The 20,287-nt window shown below is 60.0% G+C and carries 14 protein-coding genes and 8 pseudogenes; 13 read left to right on the top strand and 9 right to left on the bottom strand.

Features of this window, described 5'->3' with window-relative positions:
- Positions 1 to 292 (bottom strand): hypothetical protein (locus tag NKH78_RS29825; protein WP_352884917.1); only part of this gene is annotated, 292 nt, incomplete at its 3' end.
- 12 nt (positions 293 to 304) lie between these two features.
- Here NKH78_RS29825 and NKH78_RS29820 point away from each other — a divergent pair.
- Positions 305 to 1,286, top strand: a pseudogene (locus NKH78_RS29820) (IS5 family transposase).
- 202 nt (positions 1,287 to 1,488) lie between these two features.
- Here the strand turns inward: NKH78_RS29820 and NKH78_RS29815 are convergent.
- Positions 1,489 to 2,460 carry a LysR substrate-binding domain-containing protein gene (locus NKH78_RS29815; protein WP_352457357.1) on the bottom strand — a complete coding sequence of 324 codons (972 nt, stop codon included), beginning with the start codon at positions 2,458 to 2,460 and terminating at the stop codon, positions 1,489 to 1,491.
- A gap of 122 nt (positions 2,461 to 2,582) precedes the next feature.
- Here NKH78_RS29815 and NKH78_RS29810 point away from each other — a divergent pair, with 122 nt between their 5' ends.
- The 5 genes and pseudogenes from NKH78_RS29810 (at position 2,583) to NKH78_RS29790 (ending at position 6,375) form a co-directional block, all read left to right on the top strand.
- Positions 2,583 to 3,050, top strand: coding sequence for an ATP-binding cassette domain-containing protein (locus NKH78_RS29810; RefSeq protein ID WP_352884915.1), 468 nt, complete (start codon positions 2,583 to 2,585; stop codon positions 3,048 to 3,050).
- A pseudogene (locus tag NKH78_RS29805) lies at positions 2,941 to 3,709 on the top strand (amidohydrolase family protein). The gene NKH78_RS29810 and the pseudogene NKH78_RS29805 overlap by 110 nt, the downstream one beginning before the upstream one ends.
- A gap of 35 nt (positions 3,710 to 3,744) precedes the next feature.
- Positions 3,745 to 4,497 carry an SDR family NAD(P)-dependent oxidoreductase gene (locus NKH78_RS29800; protein ID WP_352884914.1) on the top strand — a complete coding sequence of 251 codons (753 nt, stop codon included), beginning with the start codon at positions 3,745 to 3,747 and terminating at the stop codon, positions 4,495 to 4,497.
- Between the two features lie 19 nt (positions 4,498 to 4,516).
- The gene (locus tag NKH78_RS29795) at positions 4,517 to 5,356 is read left to right on the top strand and encodes a transketolase (RefSeq protein ID WP_352884912.1); all 840 of its coding nucleotides are present in this window, start codon (positions 4,517 to 4,519) and stop codon (positions 5,354 to 5,356) included.
- Positions 5,353 to 6,375 carry a transketolase family protein gene (locus NKH78_RS29790; RefSeq protein WP_502899471.1) on the top strand — a complete coding sequence of 341 codons (1,023 nt, stop codon included), beginning with the start codon at positions 5,353 to 5,355 and terminating at the stop codon, positions 6,373 to 6,375. Before NKH78_RS29795 ends, NKH78_RS29790 begins: the two co-directional genes overlap by 4 nt.
- A gap of 187 nt (positions 6,376 to 6,562) precedes the next feature.
- Here NKH78_RS29790 and NKH78_RS29785 read toward each other — a convergent pair.
- Positions 6,563 to 7,749 (bottom strand): IS3 family transposase gene (locus NKH78_RS29785; RefSeq protein WP_352884911.1). Its coding sequence is split into 2 segments (ribosomal slippage): positions 6,563 to 7,497 and positions 7,497 to 7,749, totalling 1,188 coding nucleotides; the frame shifts between segments, so codons are not numbered across the junction.
- 54 nt (positions 7,750 to 7,803) lie between these two features.
- On the opposite strand from NKH78_RS29785, the pseudogene NKH78_RS29780 reads away from it, so the two are divergent.
- From NKH78_RS29780 to NKH78_RS29770, 3 genes and pseudogenes are all read left to right on the top strand, one after another.
- Positions 7,804 to 8,042 (top strand): annotated as a pseudogene (locus tag NKH78_RS29780) (transposase); the annotation flags it as partial.
- Positions 8,043 to 8,113: 71 nt separating this feature from the next.
- Positions 8,114 to 8,269 (top strand): annotated as a pseudogene (locus NKH78_RS29775) (ATP-binding protein); the annotation flags it as partial.
- A 266-nt stretch (positions 8,270 to 8,535) separates the two neighbouring features.
- Complete coding sequence (locus NKH78_RS29770; RefSeq protein WP_352453730.1) at positions 8,536 to 8,892, top strand: hypothetical protein; 357 nt, start codon at positions 8,536 to 8,538, stop codon at positions 8,890 to 8,892.
- A 138-nt stretch (positions 8,893 to 9,030) separates the two neighbouring features.
- Here the strand turns inward: NKH78_RS29770 and NKH78_RS29765 are convergent, their stop codons facing one another.
- Positions 9,031 to 9,999, bottom strand: coding sequence for a glycosyltransferase family 10 domain-containing protein (locus tag NKH78_RS29765; RefSeq protein ID WP_352453731.1), 969 nt, complete (start codon positions 9,997 to 9,999; stop codon positions 9,031 to 9,033).
- Positions 10,000 to 10,535: 536 nt separating this feature from the next.
- Here NKH78_RS29765 and NKH78_RS29760 point away from each other — a divergent pair.
- Positions 10,536 to 11,659: pseudogene (locus NKH78_RS29760) on the top strand (site-specific integrase).
- Between the two features lie 242 nt (positions 11,660 to 11,901).
- On the opposite strand, the gene NKH78_RS29755 reads toward NKH78_RS29760, so the two are convergent.
- Positions 11,902 to 13,563: a tannase/feruloyl esterase family alpha/beta hydrolase gene (locus NKH78_RS29755; protein WP_352493621.1), complete on the bottom strand. Its 1,662-nt coding sequence runs from the start codon at positions 13,561 to 13,563 to the stop codon at positions 11,902 to 11,904.
- 191 nt (positions 13,564 to 13,754) lie between these two features.
- Here NKH78_RS29755 and NKH78_RS29750 point away from each other — a divergent pair.
- Positions 13,755 to 14,073 (top strand): annotated as a pseudogene (locus tag NKH78_RS29750) (integrase); the annotation flags it as partial.
- A gap of 195 nt (positions 14,074 to 14,268) precedes the next feature.
- Here the strand turns inward: NKH78_RS29750 and NKH78_RS29745 are convergent.
- Positions 14,269 to 14,334 (bottom strand): annotated as a pseudogene (locus NKH78_RS29745) (hypothetical protein); the annotation flags it as partial.
- A 659-nt stretch (positions 14,335 to 14,993) separates the two neighbouring features.
- Positions 14,994 to 16,076: a sensor histidine kinase gene (locus NKH78_RS29740; protein WP_352884909.1), complete on the bottom strand. Its 1,083-nt coding sequence runs from the start codon at positions 16,074 to 16,076 to the stop codon at positions 14,994 to 14,996.
- Here NKH78_RS29740 and NKH78_RS29735 point away from each other — a divergent pair.
- On the top strand, positions 15,958 to 16,332 hold the full coding sequence (locus NKH78_RS29735) for a hypothetical protein (protein WP_352884920.1): 375 nt from the start codon (positions 15,958 to 15,960) through the stop codon (positions 16,330 to 16,332). The two genes, NKH78_RS29740 and NKH78_RS29735, sit on opposite strands and share 119 nt — an antisense overlap.
- 147 nt (positions 16,333 to 16,479) lie before the next feature.
- Here the strand turns inward: NKH78_RS29735 and nadE are convergent.
- Positions 16,480 to 16,811: pseudogene (gene nadE, locus NKH78_RS29730) on the bottom strand (NAD(+) synthase); the annotation flags it as partial.
- Positions 16,812 to 17,824: 1,013 nt separating this feature from the next.
- On the opposite strand from nadE, the gene NKH78_RS29725 reads away from it, so the two are divergent.
- The gene (locus tag NKH78_RS29725; protein WP_352803912.1) at positions 17,825 to 19,891 is read left to right on the top strand and encodes a carbamoyltransferase family protein; all 2,067 of its coding nucleotides are present in this window, start codon (positions 17,825 to 17,827) and stop codon (positions 19,889 to 19,891) included.
- Positions 19,892 to 19,998: 107 nt separating this feature from the next.
- On the opposite strand, the gene NKH78_RS29720 is transcribed toward NKH78_RS29725, so the two are convergent.
- Positions 19,999 to 20,154 carry a hypothetical protein gene (locus NKH78_RS29720; protein ID WP_352808486.1) on the bottom strand — a complete coding sequence of 52 codons (156 nt, stop codon included), beginning with the start codon at positions 20,152 to 20,154 and terminating at the stop codon, positions 19,999 to 20,001.
- Between the last annotated feature and the right edge of the window lie 133 nt (positions 20,155 to 20,287).

Below are 20,287 nucleotides of genomic sequence, written 5' to 3'. Positions count from 1 at the left end.
CGCGAAGCGCCGCCTGTTCCGCCGCCGCAATCGTGTCGTTCAACGCCTGTGCATCCGGCACGTCGATTCCAGCGTTCCGCACCACAATGCTGATCAGATGAAAATCCCGGTAGCGGGCCTTGATCTCGGGGCAATCAATGGCGTGAAAGACATGGGATGCTCTTTTCTCATGGGGAGGCTTTGCGCTGGGGGTCGTTCGGGAAATGTATGAAGAAAGGTGTTTGTCGAGGCGTTGGTGCGTGGAACATTTTTCAAGGGTTTGCCGATAGGCAGGCGAGATCGCCAACGACATGATCTTCGCCCGATACCCTACAAACACAATGCCAGCCGCCGTCACCGAGTCGCGAAGATGAAATTCAAGGTGACAAACTGGCCGGAATACGAGGCGGGCCTTCGGCGGCGCGGCAGTCTGACGCTGTGGTTGACAGAAGAAGCCTTGGCCAGGTGGCATGCGCCGCGAAGACCGACCCGCGGCGGCCAGCCCCGCTATTCCGATCTCGCCATCGAGGCGGTCTTGACACTGGGATGCGTCTTCGGGCTTCGTCTGCGCCAGAGCGAGGGATTGGCGACCTCGCTGCTCGATCTGATGGGGCTTGATCTACCGGTTCCCGATCACACGACGCTAAGCCGCCGGGCGCAGATATGGGAACCATCGGCCAAGCGGCAGCGGCATCCGAGGACGGTCCGCTGCATGTGCTGATCGATAGCACCGGATGAAAGTCTACGGCGCCGGCCAATGGCTGGAAGACAAGCACGGTGCCAGATCACGCCGGACCTGGCGCAAGCTGCATTTGGTTCTCAATGCCGACAGCGGCGAGATCATCGCCCATTGTCTGACCGACCAGGACGGCGACGATCCCACGCAGGTGAAGCCGCTGCTCGACCGGATCGACGCAGAGATCGACCAATTCACGGCCGACGGAGCATATGATGGCGGTCCCACCTACTGCGCGGTGCTGCAACACAGCGTCCCCGCAAGGATAGTCATCCCGCCACGTTCAACGGCCGTGGAGAGTGATGACACCGGACCACCCGGTCAAAGGGACGGTCACATCACGGCGATCGCCAATGATGGAAGGCTGAATTGGCAGGCGTCCACCGGCTATGGCAAGCGCGCCCTGATCGAGACCGCCGTCGGGCGCTACAAGGGGCTGATCGGACGTCGCCTGCGAGCCCGCTCCTTTTCGGCTCAGCAGACCGAGGTCGCCATCGGCTGCGCCGTTCTCAACCGCATGACGGCGTGCGCACGCCCGGAGTCCGTTCGCTGCCCGGCAAGGCCGACATAGCAGGCGGCATCAAAGAGCTGATTGTGCCTAATGCCACATTTTGCACCAATGCCTTGTGGCGCGGGCAGCCACAGGCACAGGCTACGCGGAAAATGAAAAGCGGGGCCAACCCATTCGCTTGCACACAGCCTGGGTTTTGCCAGCTCCTCAACCGCAACGTGCTGTCAATCTTCGTCTTGCCATGTCTTGAACGCCGAACTGTTCACGCCATTGGCGCCGCTTTGTCATCCCGTGCCCCGAAATGAGGCCGTCGTTCGAACGATATGCGCAGTTGCTTATCCGCCAGAAACCGGCGAGCCAGATCGGTGTCGCGCTTACCCACGCGTGACACCCAGTCCGAAAACAGGCGAACCGCGCGCCGGTTCATATGCCGCGAAGGACAGACCAGCCAGTATCCCGGAAACTCGATGACCTCGAACTCTATCGAGACCGGAACCAGAGAACCCGACACCAGGTCCTCGAATGCGATGGATGTGCTTTCCAGGACCACACCTGCACCGTCCTTCGCCAGTTGAACTGACATTGACGAACGGTCGAAACGATAGGGATACGTCATGCGGGCGCCCTGGATACCGTTGCACGGCAGCCAATAATCCCACCGGAAATAGGCCTTCACACTGTCGATCAACCGCGCATGGCGAAGCTGCTCCCGCGGATCCGGTGAGATCGCGCGCAGTTCGGCAAGATAGGAAGGCGAGCACATCGGCAGGATCAGATCGTTGACGACGCAATCCGAATAAAGGCCGGCCCAGCCGCCGTCGCCATAACGAAGATCGAGATCGATGACCTCCGTTTCGAAATCCGAGAAATTGGGCGTGGCGTCGACGCGCAAATTCCAGCTCGGATAGCCCTTGCTGAACTCGGCCAACCGCGGCGCCAGCCATTTCTCGCCGAAGGAAGGACTGACGCGCAGGCTAAGCTGGAAGCTTTCGCGCTGCCGCACAATGGCATTACGCACCTCGCGTATGGATTCGAAAGCCTGGGTCGTGGTCTGGAAGAGCCGCTCACCGTCGATCGTGAGCGAGAGATGGCGCTTTTCGCGCTGAAAAAGCCGCACCCCGAGTTGGTGTTCGAGCAGCCGCAGCTGCTGGCTAACCGCCGAAGGTGTCACCTGCAATTCCTGAGCGGCCTTTGCCACGCCGCCGAGCCGCGCGACTGCCTCGAAATGCGTCATCGAATTGAACTTGATGTCTGACCTCGTCCTCGTCAGTTAAGCTCAGCTACACAGAATGTTAAGAAACGAAAATTGAGCCGAATGTCAATCGGTCGCACAGTGGTCCCGGAAGGAGATACAGGATGGAGCCGAGTTCAACCCAAAGCTTGGGTAGCGCCGGCAACGTGCCGGGAGTTGGACAGGTATTGACCAGGAAGCCCCTGATCGAAGCTGCCAATATCGAGAAGAGTTATGACGCAACCCGTGTCCTGCGGGGTGTGAGTTTTCAGGTCCGGGCCGACGAAATCCACGCGCTCCTGGGCGGCAACGGCGCCGGCAAAAGCACTCTCATCCGCATCGTCACAGGGCTGACCTCACGCGAAGCCGGCGAGATTGGCTTCGCCTCGTCGGAGGCCGACCACAACAGCCCGATCAGCGCGGTGGTGCATCAGGAGCTGGCGCTGTTGCCCGAGCTGTCCGGTCGCGGAAAACATCGGCATTGTGCATGCGAGGTCGGGCTGGTCGCAGATCAGCCGTCGCCGCACGCGCGAAACTGCGCTCGGAGCGCTCCAGCTGATCGACCCAGCGATCGGCGAAGCGATCATCGATAATGCCGGCACGCAAATTGTCCCTCCACGAAGGCCAGATCGTCCGGATCGCTCGTGCCCTTCCACCGGAGCCGAAGTGCTGCTTCTCGATCCCGGCGATCCGGTTGGGGAAACGCGCTGGCTGCAGGAGATCGCCAATAAGCGAGGCTTTCCCCATGGCATCGTCGGCTATGCCGACCTGTCCCAACCCGACGTCGGCGACCTCCTCGACCGCCACATGGAATATCCGAACTTCCGCGGCATGCGGCAGCCGATGAATTATCATCCCGACCCCGCCGAGACCTATCTGGCGCGGCCGGAGGTCAGTCGTACGCCCGAATGGCGGCGCGGCTTCCGGGAGCTGGCGAAGCGCGGGCTGAGCTTCGACCCGCAGCTCTACTATCCGCAGATGAGCGAGTTCCTCGAACTGGCGCGCGACTTTCCCGACGTGCAGATCATTCTCAATCACACCGGCATGCAGGTCGACGGCGCCGAGCATCGAGGAGGCGATCGCAGCCTTCGGCGTCGGCCGCTCGATGTTCGCGACGAACTTCCCCGTCGACAAGCTGTTCTCGAGCTTCGACGCCATTTTGAACGCCTTCAAGGAAATTACGATCGCCCACCCGCACGAGGAGCGGCTCGCGCTGTTCCATGACAACGCCGCCCGGTTCTACCGACTTTAGATCACCGGCAAACAGAAATAGCAGGAGAGTTCGACTTGTTGCTGAAGGGCAAGGCCGTGGTGATTTCGGGGGCCGCGGGCCCCCGGGGAATTGGCCGCTCCACGGCAGCGCTGATGGTACAGCACGGGGCTCGCGTTGCAATACTCGACCTCGATGACGGGCAAGCGCGTGATGCCGCTGCGTCGCTAGGACCCGACCATATCGGCCTTGCGTGCAACGTCGCGGACCTCGACGCCTGCAAGAGGGCGGCGGCGCAAGTGACAGAAACCTTGGGCAGGATCGATGTGCTCTGCAACAATGCGGGCGTCACGCAGCCGGTCAAGACGCTGGAGATCAGCGCGGCTGACTGGGACCGCATCCTCGATGTCAACCTACGCGGCGTGCTCCATCTCAGCCAGGCATTCATCCCGCACATGCGCGAAAATGGCGGCGGCTCGATCATCTGCATGTCGTCAGTTTCGGCCCAGCGCGGCGGCGGCATCTTCGGTGGCCCGCACTATTCGGCTGCCAAGGCGGGTGTTCTGGGGCTTGCCAAGGCCATGGCGCGCGAATTCGGTCCCGAAGGCATCCGCGTCAACTGCATCACACCGGGCCTGATCCAGACCGACATCACCGGCGGCAAACTGACCAACGCCATGCGCGCCGACATCATCAAGGGAATCCCGCTCAGCCGGCTGGGCGAGGCGCGCGACGTAGCCGGCGCCTATCTCTTCCTGGCTTCCGATCTGGCCAGCTACATCACCGGCGCCGTGATCGATGTCAACGGTGGGATGCTAATCCATGGCTGAGTGGACAACGGAGCTTGAGATGCCTCGCGCTGGCAGCAATGTCAGCCTGGCCGAACGAGCCTATCGTATCCGCCGACACGCCGTGCGGATGGGTCAAGTCCAGGGCCAAGGTTATGTCGGACAGGCGCTGGGTGTCGCCGACGTGCTTGCCGTCGCCTATTTCCATGCGCTTCGTTACCGGCCGGAGGACACGTTGTGGGAGGGACGCGACCGCTTCCTGCTGTCGATCGGACACTATGCGCTCGCGCTCTACGCGGCTCTGATCGAAGCGGGCGTGCTGCCGGAGGAAGAGCTCGAAACCTATGGCAGCGATGAAAGCCGTATGCCGATGTCCGGCATGGCGCCATACACGCCCGGCATGGAGATCACCGGCGGCTCGCTCGGTCACGGCCTTGGCATTGCCGTTGGCATGTGCATGGGGCTGACGCGCAAGCGAAGCGACAGTTTCGTCTACAATCTTTTGTCCGACGGCGAGCTCGGTGAGGGCTCGACCTGGGAAGCCGCGATGTCGGCCGCCCACCACAAGCTCGACAATCTCATTGCCATTGTCGACTTCAACAATCAGCAGGCCGATGGTCCGTCGACGGCCATGCTCTCCTCCGAACCGGTGACCGACAAGTTCGAGGCGTTCGGCTGGCATGCGCAGCGCGTCGACGGCAACGACATCGAGGCGGTCCGCAAGGCCTTCGACATGGCGCGCGGCCTGAAGGAACCTCGTCCGCGTGTGATCGTTTGCGATACGCGCATGGCCAAGGGTGTGCCATTCCTGGAAACCCGCGACATCACGCATTTCATCCGCGTCGAACCGCACGAATGGACGTTAGCGCTCGAAGCTTTGGAAAAGGGACGTCCGCGTTGAAGTTGTCAAAGTTCGCGCCGCGCCACGCCGCCAATGCCGGTGAGCGCAAGACCACATCGGCGATGATCGCGTCGATCGCGCCCGATGGCGTACCGACACGCAATGCGCCGTTCGGGCACACACTGGCCAGACTGGCGCACCAGCGGCCCGGGATAGTTGGCCTGACGGCGGACCTCGCGAAATACACCGATCTCCATGTCTTCGCACAGGAGCATCCGGACCGCTTCTATCAGATGGGCATGGCGGAGCAGGTGCTGATGAGCGCCGCCGCCGGCTTGGCGCGGGAGGGTTTTACGCCCTTCGCCAGCACCTACGCCGTCTTCGCATCGCGACGTGCCTACGATTTCATCTGCATGGCGATCGCCGAGGAGAAACTCAATGTGAAGATCGTCTGCGCCTTACCGGGGCTGACGACCGGCTACGGCCCCAGCCACCAGGCGACGGAGGACATCGCGATTTTCCGCGGGATGCCGAACCTGACGATCATCGACCCTTGCGACGCGCTCGACATCGAACAGGCCACGGAGGCGATCGCGGACTACAACGGGCCGGTCTACATGCGGCTTTCGCGCGGTAAGGTTCCTGTCGTGCTCGACGAAGACGACTATACATTTGAAATCGGCAAGGCGCGAATGCTGCGCGAGGGCGCGGACGTATTGTTCATTTCCAGCGGCCTGATGACCATGCGCGCGCTGGAGGCCGCGAAGGCGCTTGAAGCCGACAGGATCGGCTGCGCCGTTCTGCACGTTCCGACGATCAAACCTCTGGATACGGAGGCGATACTCGCTGCCGCGCGCCGTTCGGGACGGCTGGTGGTGGCGGCGGAGAACCACACCATCATTGGTGGCCTTGGCGAAGGCGTTGCCGCGCTGCTGATGCGCGAGAGAGTGACCCCAGTCTTTCGCCAGATCGCCCTGCCCGACGAGTTCCTCGACGCTGGCGCGCTGCCGACGCTTCACGATCGCTACGGGATCTCAACTTCCGAGCTCGTGCGCCGCGTCCGCATTTGGAGCGAATGAGAAGTAAGAGCTCTCCCCACACAACAGTTGAGTCATCGACCTTGACCTTGCCCCTCTTATCTAATCCGGTTTGAAGTTCGTTCTGGCCCATCGAGAGGACCAGGACATGAAACGTAGCCGCTTCTCTGAAGAGCAGATCATCGGAATTTTGAAGGAACATGAGGCCGGGTGACCTGCCACTGAATTTTCATCCGGCTGCAGTTAGAGCCTCGGCGGGTTTTACGCCGTATGGCGCGGGTTGAGCAACGGGTGATCGGCGGAGCTGGTCGGGGTTGCGCAGCCGATCGTCCGTTGCGATGAGATTGGCGGCATAAGCCGCAGGCGTGATGTATCCGAGCGCCGAATGTGGGCGCGATCGGTTGTAGTCGTCTGCCCATTCGGCGATGGTTGTTCGGGCATGGTCGAGGCCGAAGAACAGGGTTTCGTTCAGCAACTCGTCCCGCATCCGCCCGTTGAAGCTTTCGCAGAAGCCGTTCTGCATCGGCTTGCCCGGCGCGATGAAGTGCCATTCCACCTGATGATCCTTCGACCAGGCGAGGATCGCGTTCGAGGTGAACTCGGTGCCGTGGTCGGAGACGATCATGCCCGGCTTGCCGCGCCGGGCGATCAGTTCCGTCAGTTCACGCGCCACCCGGCGGCCGGAGATCGAGGTGTCCGGGATCGCAGCCAGGCATTCGCGCGTCACGTCGTCGACGATGTTGAGGACGCGGAAGCGCCGGCCGCAGGCGAACTGATCATGGACGAAATCCAGCGACCAGCGCGCGTTCGGCTTCGCCTGAACCAGGATCGGTGCCCGCGTTCCTACCGCTCGGCGCCTGGAGCGTCGCTTGCGCACGGCCAGTCCTTCTTCGCGGTATAGCCGGTAGATGCGGTTGATACCCGATGCCTCGTCTTCGCGCCTGAGCAGAATGAACAGCCGCCGATAGCCGAAGCGCCGGCGCTCGTTGGCCAGGTCGCGTAGCCGGCCGCGCAGTGCCGCCTCTGGCGCTCGGCGAGACTGGTAGCGGATCATCTTACGATCGGCGTCGACGAAGGAACAGGCCCGACGCTCCGACAGGCCCATCGTGGCCTGCAGATGCGCGACGGCTTCGCGCTTGGCGGCGGGCCCTACCATTTTTTTGACAGAAGCTCGCGCAGTGCCGAGGCTTCCAGCATCTGGTCGGCGAGCAGCTTCTTCAGCTTCGCGTTCTCGTCTTCCAAGGCCTTCAGCCGTTTGGCATCGGAGACGCCCATCCCGCCATACTTCGCCTTCCAGTTATACAGCGTCGCCTCGGAGATCCCATGCTTGCGCGCCACGTCGCCCGCCTTCGCCCCCGCTTCGTGCTCACGCAGAACCGCGATGATCTGCTCTTCCGTACACCGCTTTCTCTTCATCAGTCCGTCCTTCAATCGAGGCCGGACTCTAATCTCAGATGGAGGAAATTACCCGTGGCAGGTCACGGGGTATCGGTTGCCGATCTGTGCCGCAAGCACGGGGTCAGCGACGCCTCGATTTACAACTGGAAGGCCCGCTTCGGCGGGATGGATGTCTGCGGGGCTCGGCGACTGAAGGCTCTGGAGGACGAGAACACGCGGCTGAAGCGGCTTTTGGCCGACGCCATGCTCGACAATGCCGCGTTGAAGGATCTTGTGGGAAAGAAATGGTGACGCCCGCGGCCAAGCGGAAACCTTTCCAGCGACCAGATCGATCAACTTCAACGCCGACTGCAACGGACCAGGCGATCAAGGAAAGGTGCATCATGAAGCATTCGCGGAGCCGACAATAGCCGACGCCATTCTCGACCGGATCATCCACAACGCCCATCGCATCACCCTCGAAGGCGACAGCATGAGAAAGCAAAAAACACCGCCGCCCTTGACCGGCGCCGAAAACGGCGAAATCAATCGCAAATGAGTTCAACCAGGCAACCGGGGGTCGACCCCATCCTGCTGTCCGCGATTTAGTGAAACTGCTGTCCGCGATTTAGCGGAACGACTGTCCCGTTTTTGCGAAATACGCACGTCCGACGCAGCTTGCGTTGACAGAGGCGGTTTTACGCGCAGTTGCAATAGCACTTCCGCCGGCCTATTTTTGTGGAGTTCAATTGTGGTTCGGCCAAGGGCGCTTTGGGCGCCGGACCGGCCCCGTGTAAACCTCATTAAAGAGAGACGAACCCTGCCATGGAAGAATTCTTATCGCGCATCGCCACTGGTGCCGGCATCGGCCCGGCTCTCGCAGAGAAGGCCGTTGGGTTAATGCTGGGTTTCCTGCAACGCCACGCGGCCGACGGTCCCGTTGCGCGCATGATCGCGGCCATTCCCGGAGCTTCGGAATTAGTGGCGAAGTATCATGGCAACGACCCAGAGGGCGGAGGCGGCCTCATGGGGCTCGGCCAGCAATTGATGAGTGAGGGTCTCAGCATTCTAAAGATCGCCGCCATCGCCAACGAGACGATCGCCTTCGCCAAGGAACATGCCGGCGACGAACTCGTGGACGAGGTCCTCAATTCCGTTCCTGGCCTTCCCCAGTTCGTCTGATCAGCGGCAGCCGGGGGCGCATGACCTCGTGCGCCCGTGCTGGCCCGTCTGCGCAGGTAGGCATTCTCCGCCGAGCGCTCCGTACCGATCTCGCCAGACCACCAACCGCCGGGCACGCGAAGCGAGCGTTGGAGTACTTCATTCGTCTGTCCCAAAATCGACCGCAGGCGAACCGATGTGTATAACTTCCGGCGGTAAGGGTTTATCGTGAACGCTTTCGATGAAGCCCGCGAGATAAGCAAACGTATTGTATTTCTCAAGAACCAACCGCTTCGCCTCTTGTATTGCGCCGCGACGCTCCTTCCAGAGGTCCGAGTCGATGATTTCTTGAATTTTTTGGATTACGTTCTTGTCCTCTGGGTCAATCAGAACCATTGAGTCGGAAGGGAAGAACCTCGTGATTGCCGGGCTGCCGTAATAGATCGGCATTGTTTCAGCAACGAAGCAGTCCATAAGCTTCTCTGTAAAATAGTAATCAGCACGAGTATTCTCGAAAGCTATACTGTAACGGTACGGTGCGAGTGCGTCCCATTTATCTCCAATCAGCCGAAAACCTCGGCCGAACAGGTCAAAATCGAGCTCCTCTCTCAGCCGTTCCAGAAACGCCAGCCGATATCGATGCCCTTTAAGCAGGGCGATGTTACTGGTAATCCATGAGAGCCGAAGCGGCTTGTCCACGACTTCGCTGACCAGAAGTTGGTCATATGTCTTTGTTACAGACCAAGACCGAGTGATAGGTGGAGACAAAACGAATCGGCGCTCTGCATTCTGCCGAGCAGCCAGCTCTGCGTCAGACGTCAGGACGATGGTATTTTTCCCTTGCCCTTCATGAAATGCGCGATGAGCTTTCGTCGGCGGTTCGCCGATTGCAAAAATTGTCCTGTTTGGACTCGCCTCGATATCAACAGGGAGCCCAAAAATAGAAGCAGAGTTAAAGACAATATGCCAATCGGGCGCGAAGGATGTCCTGCGTACAAAAGCGACATTGTTCCAGATTCCACTGCCCTTTGGAGTGAGATGGTGGATTGCATCATCCAAAACGCCCCAAGAATCCAGACATGTAGCAACAATGGGCGCCGGACGTTCCGTCAACAATTTGGTCGACAAAGCAGTTCCACCCCATTCACTTCCGTTGGACCGGGAGCAACTCGTGCATCGGGCGCAAGACCTCTCTGCGCCTGAAATAGCTCGCGATCCTGATCGGTATCAAACACACGATTCTGTGCGACTTCGCGATTCTGTGCGACTTCGCGCCATTCGACAACTCATCTCTAAGACCGCGGGAATCCCTTCACTCGTGAAGGTACTCAATCGCCATTTCGGATTGCGGTAAGACTGGGCAGCATAAACCTTCCGGGACCCGCTGTCGAGGCAATTGTCGCTTTGCACCTAACCAGGTTCTTCCTCACTTTGTGTGGTGATCAGGCCGGTTGAGTGGCAGCATGCGTGCCCTCTAAAATATGGAAGTTGACTACATTCTTATTATTAATCGGGATATACGACCAGTTTAGAGGCGGCTCGCCTCTCACAGGCGACGTTTGCAGCGGCGACGGCAGATCGAGATATTGGCGGGTTGATGCCGGGGCTTTGTCCGAAATCTGTGGTCCGATTTCGGACGAAGTGACGGTCAAGATGTCCGAAACATGCTACGAATTTCGGACAAGCTTCACACACAAAGCGCCGCGGCTTTGCCCGACATCATCGATATCGTCATGCAGATGGGCGATGCCGACCTAGCCTCGTCCCCTCCCCTTCCAGCCATTGCCAATCCCAGCCTGCCTGCGCATCTTGAGGCGCTCGCCGGCCGCGCGCGCGATTATATCGAGGCGGCGAGTTCGGCCAACACGCGCCGCGCCTACGCAGCCGACTGGAAGCATTTTTCGAGCTGGTGCCGGCGCCAAGGCATCGAGATGTTCCCGCCCGATCCTGAGGTCGTCGGGCTCTATATCGCCGCCTGCGCGTCAGGTACGGCCACTGGCGACAAAAAGCCCAACACCGTTTCAACCATCGAGCGCCGGCTTTCGTCGCTCTCCTGGAATTTTGCCCAGCGCGGCCAGCCGCTGGACCGCAAGGACCGGCATATCGCCACGGTGATGGCTGGCGTTCGCAACACCCACGCCTCCCCTCCCCGGCAGAAGGAAGCGATCCTGCCCGAGGATCTGATCGCATGTTCGAGACCCTCGACCGCGGCACGCTGCGTGGTCTGCGCGACCGCGCCATGCTGCTTTTGGGTCTCGCCGGCAGCCTTCGCCGATCCGAAATCGTCGGCCTCGACGTCGGCAGGGATCAGACCGAGGACGGGCGCGGCTGGGTCGAGATTTTTGCCGATAAGGGTCTGCTTGTCACATTGCGCGGCAAAACCGGCTGGCGCGAGGTCGAAATCGGCCGCGGCTCCTCCGACGCCACCTGCCCTGTGGTCGCTCTGCAGACCTGGCTAAGACTGGCGCGCATTGCGCACGGACCGCTGTTTCGGCGCGTTGCTGGTCAAGGCAGAGCCGTCGGTGCCGATCGCTTGAACGACCAGGAGGTCGCACGCCTGGTCAAGCGCACGGCGCTCGCCGCCGGCGTGCGCGGCGATCTGTCGGAGGGCGAACGGGCCAAGAAATTCGCCGGCCACTCACTGCGCGCCGGCCTCGCCTCGTCGGCCGAGGTCGACGAACGCTATGTGCAAAAACAGCTCGGCCATGCCTCCGCGGAGATGACGCGAAATTATCAGCGCCGGCGCGATCGTTTCCGCGTAAATCTCACCAAGGCGTCCGGGCTCTGATGCCCCCGTTTTGTCCGCTGGGATGAGGCGGTCAGATCTCAGCCGATAACAATTACCTCATCGAGCACAGCGAGCGCTGTGTCCAGACTATCGGCGGCCGACGCTTCGTAGTCAGGCATGATCATCAACTGCGTTATGGCACGGCCCACAAATTCCGGGTTTAGCTTTTCCAACCGATCCTTGGTCCGGGAGACCTGTTCCGGGAATGCGCGCAGATTGAAGCGAACAAATGACGAGGTCTCTTATCCCCGACACGAATAGCTCGCGATCTCATCGGGATTTCCCTTACCGCCATAGGCAGCTTGAGTGGGATAAGCGCAGATCGGCTGGTGCTTGCCGGGGAATGCCTTGCTGCCAGCCGCGAGAGAATCCGGAGCCTTGTCTTGGTTTATCCAGCCCTCGATGGCGGCCAAAGGATCAAAGTCGTCGAAGGCTTGGCCATCGCCGCAGTGGGTCATCCCCGGGATTATGAACATGCGCACGAAACGGCGAGTCGCTTCCAAATCGCCGCCGCTTGTGACCTCGACGACTTGCTTGTACCAGCGCACCAGATCGTTGGCTGAGAAGACCGGATCGGAAAGTCCCTGAAACAAGAGCAGCTTTCCACCGTGGGCAGCGAAGCTGGCGAGATACGTGCCGGTCGCATCATTGAGCTTGGCCGTATCCGCAACGCGTGCCGGATCCTTGTCGAAGTCGAACTTCAGGGGGTCAAAATTCGGCGCCGGGGGCGTCATGAAGTAGTATTGAAGCGAGCGGGCTCCCAGAACGATGTTATTTGCATCCGACTGGGAAGTGGGGGAATTGCCCAGCTTCCACATTCTCCAGTCCGCGCCCGCAACGCCCGTATCATATGGCCAATCGCTGTAAAGCTTTTCGCCATCGGAGCTTTCCGGACCCGCGAACGCGCGGCTCATGGCCTGCACTTGACCAGCCGTGAGGCAGCTGTCCGTCTTATCGCCTTGGCAGGACAGGACCTTTGGGTCGAACCGGCACTGCTGCCAGGCGTTGATGACGCCATCCTCAATGCCATCGCGGGCATCACAGGCAGCGAGAACCGCCTTGGCGACGATGTTCAGATCCTGCTGGGAGAAGGCGCGGGACAGAATGGGATGGCCGGCCTCATCCTTGGGAGCGATGCTCATGTACTGGCGAGTATCCCAGGCTTCGGCAATGTTGGCGGCACTGAGACGAAAACCCGGGCTACCTGCAACAATGCCGTCGAACTCGAGCGGATATCGCTGAGCCGCTATCAACGCCTCACGACCGCCATTCGAGCATCCCATGAACACCGACTTTTTCGGAGCCGCCCCATAGAACTTTGCAATCACCTGCTTCGAGACCGAAGTGACTTTGCCAATGGAGGCGTACGCAAAATCAATGCGTGCGGCTTGATCGACCCCGAAAGCCGGATCGGGGCTTGGGTGCCCGCCATCCATGCTTACAACAGCGTAGCCGCGCAAGAGCCCGGGAGCCGCGGTCGAGTTCCGGCAAGGAATGGTCCCGACGGCCGGCGCCAGGAAGCCATCAACTGCGCCGCCGCCCTGGAAAAGGAACATGTCGTTCCAGGTCGTCGGAAGACGCACCTCAAACCGGGTGCCATATGATTGACCATCGACCCCCTGGCGTTTCCCGATAACACCTCGGACAAGGCAGTGCCCGCCCACTTTTACCGCCTGAGGCGAGGCGCCGGTGAATGCAGTGAAGGGATCTGCGGGGATCTCCTGCGGCTTTTGAAGGCTAGCCTCGGTAAAGATCACGCTTGGAATTTTGAGCTTGGCGATGGACCGGCACGCCTGATCCGACGCGTTTGCCGCCAGTGCAGGCGCACATACACATATAATCGCCAACATCAGTGCCAGCGTGCACCCGCGGTCCCGCAGCTTGAGCCCGTTAGCCAAGAACATACCCATCCTCCCTGGATGCGCCCGATAGCCCGAAAGCTGATCGCATTGGTAGCTAGTTGTGAGCTTTCAGTAGCTTGTCCATCCGGTCCGAACCGGGAAAGCTGAGATTGTCGAAGCTTCAGTGACTCCAGGGGGACCGGATGAACATCCATAAGAATACCGGTCTGACGCCGCTCGGTCGAGAGCGGATTTTTTGCGCCTGGGCGCGCCGGCAGCACCTCGGAGGTGTTGCCGCCTGATCCGCAGACCGTCGGCCTCTACATCACGGCCTGTGCATCCAGAAAGGTTACAGGAGACAAGAAACCAAACTCTGTGGCGACGATCGAGCGCCGTCTCTCCTCCCTGGCGTGGAATTATACGCAGCGTGGCGAGCCGCTCGATCGAAAGGACCGCCATATCGCCACCGTGCCCGCCGGCATCCGTAACAGCCACGCAAAACCGTCTGTGCAGAATGAGGCCATACTTCCCGAAGACCTGATCGCCATGCTGGAGACGGTGCTCCGCAAGACCCATCAGGTCGCCCCAGGCCAGAGCAACCGGCTCGTCCCCGGGGAGGACGAAACGGTCGACCACTCCGCTTGTTCGACTTGTGTTCGGGCGACTTATCCCGGCTTCTATGCATCGCGCTTCGGCGCGGCGAGCTTTGTCCAACGCGCCAAGCCTTTGAACCGAATCGCTGTAGACGGAAGTCGCGGCGAGCTTCGCGTTGTTGATCGGAGCATCGAACCAGGCGTCGTATCCGCGGTATCCACCCCATCGTCTGTCGCGCAATCTGTTGGCGAGCGCGTCCTCAGCCGTTCGATCGCGGCCGTCTTTGCCGCAAACTATTATATGGCGGCCGCCGATGCCATTCGGGCGCGCAATATCTCAGGGGTTGAAGGATCGTCGATCAGTTTTCCGATGTCTTGGCGGGCCGCGATGATCTGCACATGACCCTACAAAGATTGCGCGTAGTAGGAAATACTGGTGCAACTGGTCACCCCAGGCGTCAGGATAATCGTAGAACCAATCGAACGAATGCACGCATCGCGGTTTGCCTACAGCACTGCTCTCCTGTCCCGATAGCGCAAATTCGCGGTTACTCGGGCCACGAACAGTCGGACCAATTTTATTTGTAGGTTAGACCTTCGTCCTCGGCAAGATTGGCCAAGCGATGACTCGCTGCTGAATTGCCGGCCCGCGCGTGATGAGCGCGAAGGCGTCAGGTGCCCCCGCCGTCAAGACTCAAGCCGCAACGTAATCAGGCGGGAGTGCCTTCCGCTAGGTGGGGATGGACTGGCCGCCGAAGTCAGAAGCAGCAAGCCTGGAGCATAATGGAAGCCCTCGACCATGTGAAGCAGGCCGTGAAGGGCGACCTAGCCTATTTGCAGCCACCTGCTCAAAGCCGCGACATGAAGCCAGCCGCCAGCCTGCTAGTCGACAGCAACCGTTCAGCTTGCTGCCGCCGACCGCTTGAAAACGATGGTCACCTTCGTCCCTTTGTTGGCGCTCGACTCGACAGCTAACTGCGCCTTGGCGTTCTCGGTCAGCGATCGCGCGATCAGCGCTCCGAGCTTGCCTGGCTTGGGCCACATCTCGCCTTCCGGCAGGCCGATTCCGTCGTCCGCCACTATAACCCGGCAGCCGTCGCCATCGACGATGCTGTGCAGCGTTATCGTGCCGCCGTCGCGCCCCCGAAAGGCATGCTTGAGTGAATTGGTCAGCAATTCGTTCACGACCAGCCCCGCTGGCATGGCGACGTTTATTGACACCGGATATGTATCCACCTTCATATCCAGCCGGATCCCCTCGACTGCATGCGAGCTCATCACCGCGGACGCGATCTGGCTGAGATACACACCAAGGTCGACCTCCTCCTTCGGCTCGTCGGCAGTTAGCGTCTGGTAGAGGATCGCCAGAGCGTCGACGCGACCGGCGAGCCGCTCAAACCGTCTCCGGTCGGCCTCGGTCGCGTTGCGGCTTTCCAGCCGGATCAGCGCGGTGATCATCTGCAGGTTGTTCTTCACCCGGTGCTGCAGTTCGCGCAGCAGCGTGTCTTTCTCGCTAACACGCTCCTCCGCCGAGCGCTCATCTCCCGCCTCGCCATGGGCGGATACGTCGACCAGGGCCACCAGTCGGAAGCACACCTTGCCGTTGTCGTCTTCGATCACGTTCGAATAAACGTCGACGATCGCGGGTTTGTCCTCTCCGCGCTCCAGCTTGAAGGTGCCGACCAAATCGGTTCCCTCGACCACGGCCTCGGCTAGCGGCCTGTCCTTTTGCTGATGGAGGCCCGTGCCTAAAAGGGCCACCCAGTTTTCTTGGGTGAGCCTGGCGGCTGTCAGGCCTGACAGTTTCTCGAATTCCGGATTGGCGTAGACCACGCGCTCTTCACCGGCAAGGTCCGAAACGGCTATGGCGATCGGCACCTGGTCGAGGAATTTCTTGAACTGTTCGCTTTCCAGTGCGGTTGCAAGGTCAGGTGTATCAAGCAACTGCTCGACCGCCTCAGCCTTCTCTGAATCCGATGTCATTTGCGCGCCTGTTTTGTGCGGATATTATCAACAATGCGGCGAGCCTGCCATCGCCAAACTGGAGCTGCATCTCACATTTCGCATCACGCATCTGACAACAAGCTCTGCATCGCGTAACGGCCGCACGTCTAGCATTGCGACCGGCCGAAGGAGAGCGGCAAGGATCGGCTACAATCCAGGTGCCTGGAATGTCGAAGCGACCGGTCAAGTGGGTACGCTGCGGAAGATCGATAGAGCAGGCATTCAGGGAGAATGAGTTCGCGTGCTGGCCTCGGCGATACGTGCCGACACTGTCAACCTCATGACCGCATGCGGGCTGAAAGAGCAGCGCTTCGCTCCAGCGGTAATTCAGGCCGCTAGCTGCCTAACTGCGGCAAGCCCATCGATCGTGTATGTTGAGACGCTATTGCCGATGCCTAAATATCGAACCCGTCATGGCAATGGTTGTGACGGGAAGCGCTCGCTTATGGGCTGTGCTGGAATGCGCATGAAGTATGCGCCTGTGCGCCGCTTCGTTGATCTCTTGGCCTTCGAGGAAGTCGTCAATCTCATCGTATGTGAGACCGGGACGAGGTTCTCCAGGTCGGCGGTCGGAATCTTTTCAACAAGATCAGACGGAGCGCCCAGATACACTGCCAAGGCGCGAACTCTGCGCTTGGTCAGCCCGGAAAGAGGAAGAATGTCTGCGGCACCATCGCCGAACTTGGTGAAGAAGCCCATCAAGGCCTCGGCTGCTTCGAAGCGACTTCTGAAAAAGAAGTGTGGGTTTGCTCTCATACCCTTTGCTGAAAAATGTTGTGATAGAGCGCATGGAATGCCACGCGCTTCGAATCGGAGTAGCCATCCGGGAAGCCTGAAGCCCCTTTGAAGCGCATGTCCGGCAGCTATTCATAGCGTGGATGACTTTGATCGAAACAAACGATTTCATAACTCTTCGGAAATCTTGCATGGACAAAAGCACGTCCGCACCGGTCACCCATCCAAAGGAGAAAATCTTCCATGCGCCCTGACGTGCAGTGGAGGTCGTGCCGAGAAGTGAGTTGCAACTGGCCGATCATGCCGGCGGTTCGACGCTAGTCGTCCCCAATGTTCCTGAGCTGCGAAGTCTTGCAGGCGAGCCAGCTGCCCAGCGCGATTCTGCTTGTGGCGGGCTTTTTGCCGCAGGCAGTCCGCTCGTTTGGGCAGCGGATTGGAGACCCGGCCGGCAGCGCTACCATACAACATCAGCGCACTTTACATCTACGCGGTATTGCCGGGCTTCCAGTCGGTGCCATGTTTGGCCGACGAATGACGCGATGCGGCCTCCTGCACAAGCGAAGGCGTTATCGGATGTGCGACCGGGAAGCAGGCGGACAGTGCAGCACATGTCACTCGCCTGTGCGACGGTCTTTCGGGGAATGAAATCGGGCCAGTTCACGGCGCGGCATTATTCGTCAACAGCCGCCCCTTCGCAAGGATATAGGCAGCCCGCGTCACAAGTTCGTGCTGCAGATGAAAACGGCATCGCCGGCATGCAAGTCAGCAGCCGCTCAAGATTCGATGATCCAGCCAAGCTCTCGGCGTCATGGAACGGCAGGCGCCACGATCGAAGCATCTCATGTTGATTCAGGCGGACCCTTATGAGGCGTTCTTTGATGCCGGTGATGCCTGACAGGCGGTTGCAGCTGCAAGCGACAACGCGGCCTATTTAGTTGGAAACGGTCTGAGGCAGGCCAATTTGGCTTGCCCGTCACTATGTGGAGAAAGAAATGCTGTGTCTAGGAATTAGCGGCGGACTTGACCAAGTCCATGAAAACCGATTCGAGCTTCGGAACGCCTTTATGCACGATGGCGCCGCGGTGCTCGTCCGAGACGGACGGGTGATAGCAGCCGTCGAAGAGGAACGCCTCAATCGGATGAAACACTCCAACAAGCTCCCAATTCGTTCGATTCAATACTGTCTGTCAGCGGCGGGGGTTCAGCTCAACGACATTGATCGTGTCGCGCTCTACGCCAGCGAGCCCTATGCCAACGCCATGCTTGAAGGTATGTCCGCATCCCACCCGGACATTCTCTCCATTCCGTTGGATGCTAAAACGTTGGTGCAGGATCTGTTAACGCGTGAGTTCGGCACTAAGTTGGACAGTTCGCGTATTTCATTCGTAAGTCATCATCAGGCGCACGCCGTGAGCGCCTTTGCAATGTCGGGCTTCGAACAAAGTCTCATTCTAGCGATTGATGGCTCTGGTGATTTCCTATCGGGCCTCTTGGCGGTAGGGTCTGGCACAGAAATTACGCAACTCGAGGCTTTCCCCGAGAACAATTCTCTTGGGCTGTTTTATCTCGAGACGATCCGCTATCTCGGCTACGGCTTGTTCGACGAGTATAAGGTAATGGGACTCGCGCCCTACGGCGACCCCGCTCCCTATCGCGAGCTCTTCGAGCAGTTCTACGAGCTCTCCGCCAACGGCGGTGGCTACCGTGTTCACCTCGACCGCATCGGTCCGGCGTTGCTCCGCAATATCGAGGTCAGGCGAAAGGGAATGCCCTTCACCCAGCAGCATCGAGATGTGAGTGCGTCACTGCAGGAAGCGCTTGAGCGGATCGTGTTCCACATTCTCCGGCATCACCGTGAGGCCACCGGCATGAAGCGGTTGTGCCTGGCGGGGGGGGTGGCCCACAACTGCACGATGAACGGTAAGCTGCTGTATTCAGGGCTTTTCGAAGACATTTTCGTGCAACCCGCGTCTCACGACGCTGGCTGCGCATTGGGAGCTGCGCTGATAGTCTCTAACGAGATGGGCCGCCCCGCGCCGTGTGAGCGACTGCAGGAGGTCTATTGGGGTCCTGATCTCGGGAGCGAGCGCGCCGTGCAACAGGAACTGAATGCATGGGCCGGACATCTCGAGGTTGAACGCTCTGATGACGTGGCAAGCAGTGCAGCCGACTGGATCGCCAACGGCGCCGTGATCGGCTGGGTGCAGGGTCGTTCGGAGTTTGGGCCACGTGCGCTGGGCAACCGCAGCATTCTTGCCGACCCTCGGCCCGCCGCAAACAAGGACCGGATCAATGCGATGGTCAAGAAGCGCGAAGGCTATCGGCCCTTCGCGCCATCTGTGCTGGAGGAGGATGCGAGCGAATTTTTCGACCTCCCGGACGGCAAGCGCGAATTTCCATTCATGAATTTCGTCGTTCGCGTGCGTGACTCAAAGCGCGCCTTGCTCGGTGCCATCACGCACGTCGACGGTACCGCTCGCCTGCAAACAGTATCGCGCAACGCCAATCCCGCGTACTGGGAGGTCATCAATGCGTTCAAGAAGCGCACAGGCACTCCAATTCTGCTCAATACGTCCTTTAACAACAATGCCGAACCGATCGTGGATTCGGTTGCAGACGCGATTGCCACCTTTCTGACGACAGAGCTGGATGGACTTGTGGTCGGGCCCTTCCTGGTAAAAAAGCGGGCTGCAACGCTGCAGGATTGGACTGCGCTTGCGGTTTCGTTGCCGCCCTATGTGTCCCTCCATCAAACCCGCGCTTACAAAGCGCCAGATCGTCGGGAGACCCACTGCGAGATCAGCACGACCCACTTCAGCAGTGACAGCGTGCGAATTTCACACGACTTGTTTAATCTGCTGATGCGGATTGAGGGCGAAGCCATGTTGGGAGATCTCCTCAATACAATTGCGCCGGATCAGGCTAAGCGTGACGCTGTGATGGAGGGCCTGCGACGACTGTGGGAGCAGCGCCTCGTTCGGTTGCATCCCTCACAAGCTGCTCGCATGGATCAAGACTGCGATCAAACGCTGGACCAGCATAACAGGCTCTCAGCGTGATAGGGATGCCGCTATCCAAGCTCGGCGAATAAAGGTGTTCATCGACGCCGCATCCACGCTCACCGCTGTCAGGCGGTCGACTTCATCACAGGGTTGATTCGTCCACTTCATGTTGGACGACCCGGACGCGCAGAAAAAAGCGCCTGCGGCGGGTCCTTTGTAACCACCATGATGCGGGACCACAGCGACAGGGCGTGCAGGAGACGGTCAATCCGGCCGGCGATGTCGTCGCCGGCGGCGACGGTCTCATTCAGGATCAGCATCGACCAAAGAGCGAGGCCACTGCCGTTATGCTCGAGATCTGGGGACGGCGGCTTGGCGAACGCTGTCTACTCGGCGTTTCTCGAACTCACTGCATGCAAGACCGTGACGAAGCCCTTCACATTGCGGGTCGGG

Source organism: Mesorhizobium sp. M0910 (assembly GCF_040319465.1).
GTDB lineage: Bacteria > Pseudomonadota > Alphaproteobacteria > Rhizobiales > Rhizobiaceae > Mesorhizobium.
This window is presented reverse-complemented; position numbering and strand designations above follow the sequence as displayed.

Bases quoted from the DNA above. Each gene is read 5' to 3' on its own strand.
- NKH78_RS29770 (WP_352453730.1), top strand. From the start codon at position 8,536: ATGGAAGAATTCTTATCGCGCATCGCCACTGGTGCCGGCATCGGCCCG.
- NKH78_RS29735 (WP_352884920.1), top strand. From the start codon at position 15,958: ATGGCGATCGGCACCTGGTCGAGGAATTTCTTGAACTGTTCGCTTTCC.
- NKH78_RS29725 (WP_352803912.1), top strand. From the start codon at position 17,825: ATGCTGTGTCTAGGAATTAGCGGCGGACTTGACCAAGTCCATGAAAAC.
- NKH78_RS29815 (WP_352457357.1), bottom strand. From the start codon at position 2,460: ATGACGCATTTCGAGGCAGTCGCGCGGCTCGGCGGCGTGGCAAAGGCC.
- NKH78_RS29755 (WP_352493621.1), bottom strand. From the start codon at position 13,563: ATGTTCTTGGCTAACGGGCTCAAGCTGCGGGACCGCGGGTGCACGCTG.
- NKH78_RS29740 (WP_352884909.1), bottom strand. From the start codon at position 16,076: ATGACATCGGATTCAGAGAAGGCTGAGGCGGTCGAGCAGTTGCTTGAT.
- NKH78_RS29795 (WP_352884912.1), top strand. From the start codon at position 4,517: ATGCCTCGCGCTGGCAGCAATGTCAGCCTGGCCGAACGAGCCTATCGT.
- NKH78_RS29810 (WP_352884915.1), top strand. From the start codon at position 2,583: ATGGAGCCGAGTTCAACCCAAAGCTTGGGTAGCGCCGGCAACGTGCCG.
- NKH78_RS29720 (WP_352808486.1), bottom strand. From the start codon at position 20,154: ATGCTGATCCTGAATGAGACCGTCGCCGCCGGCGACGACATCGCCGGC.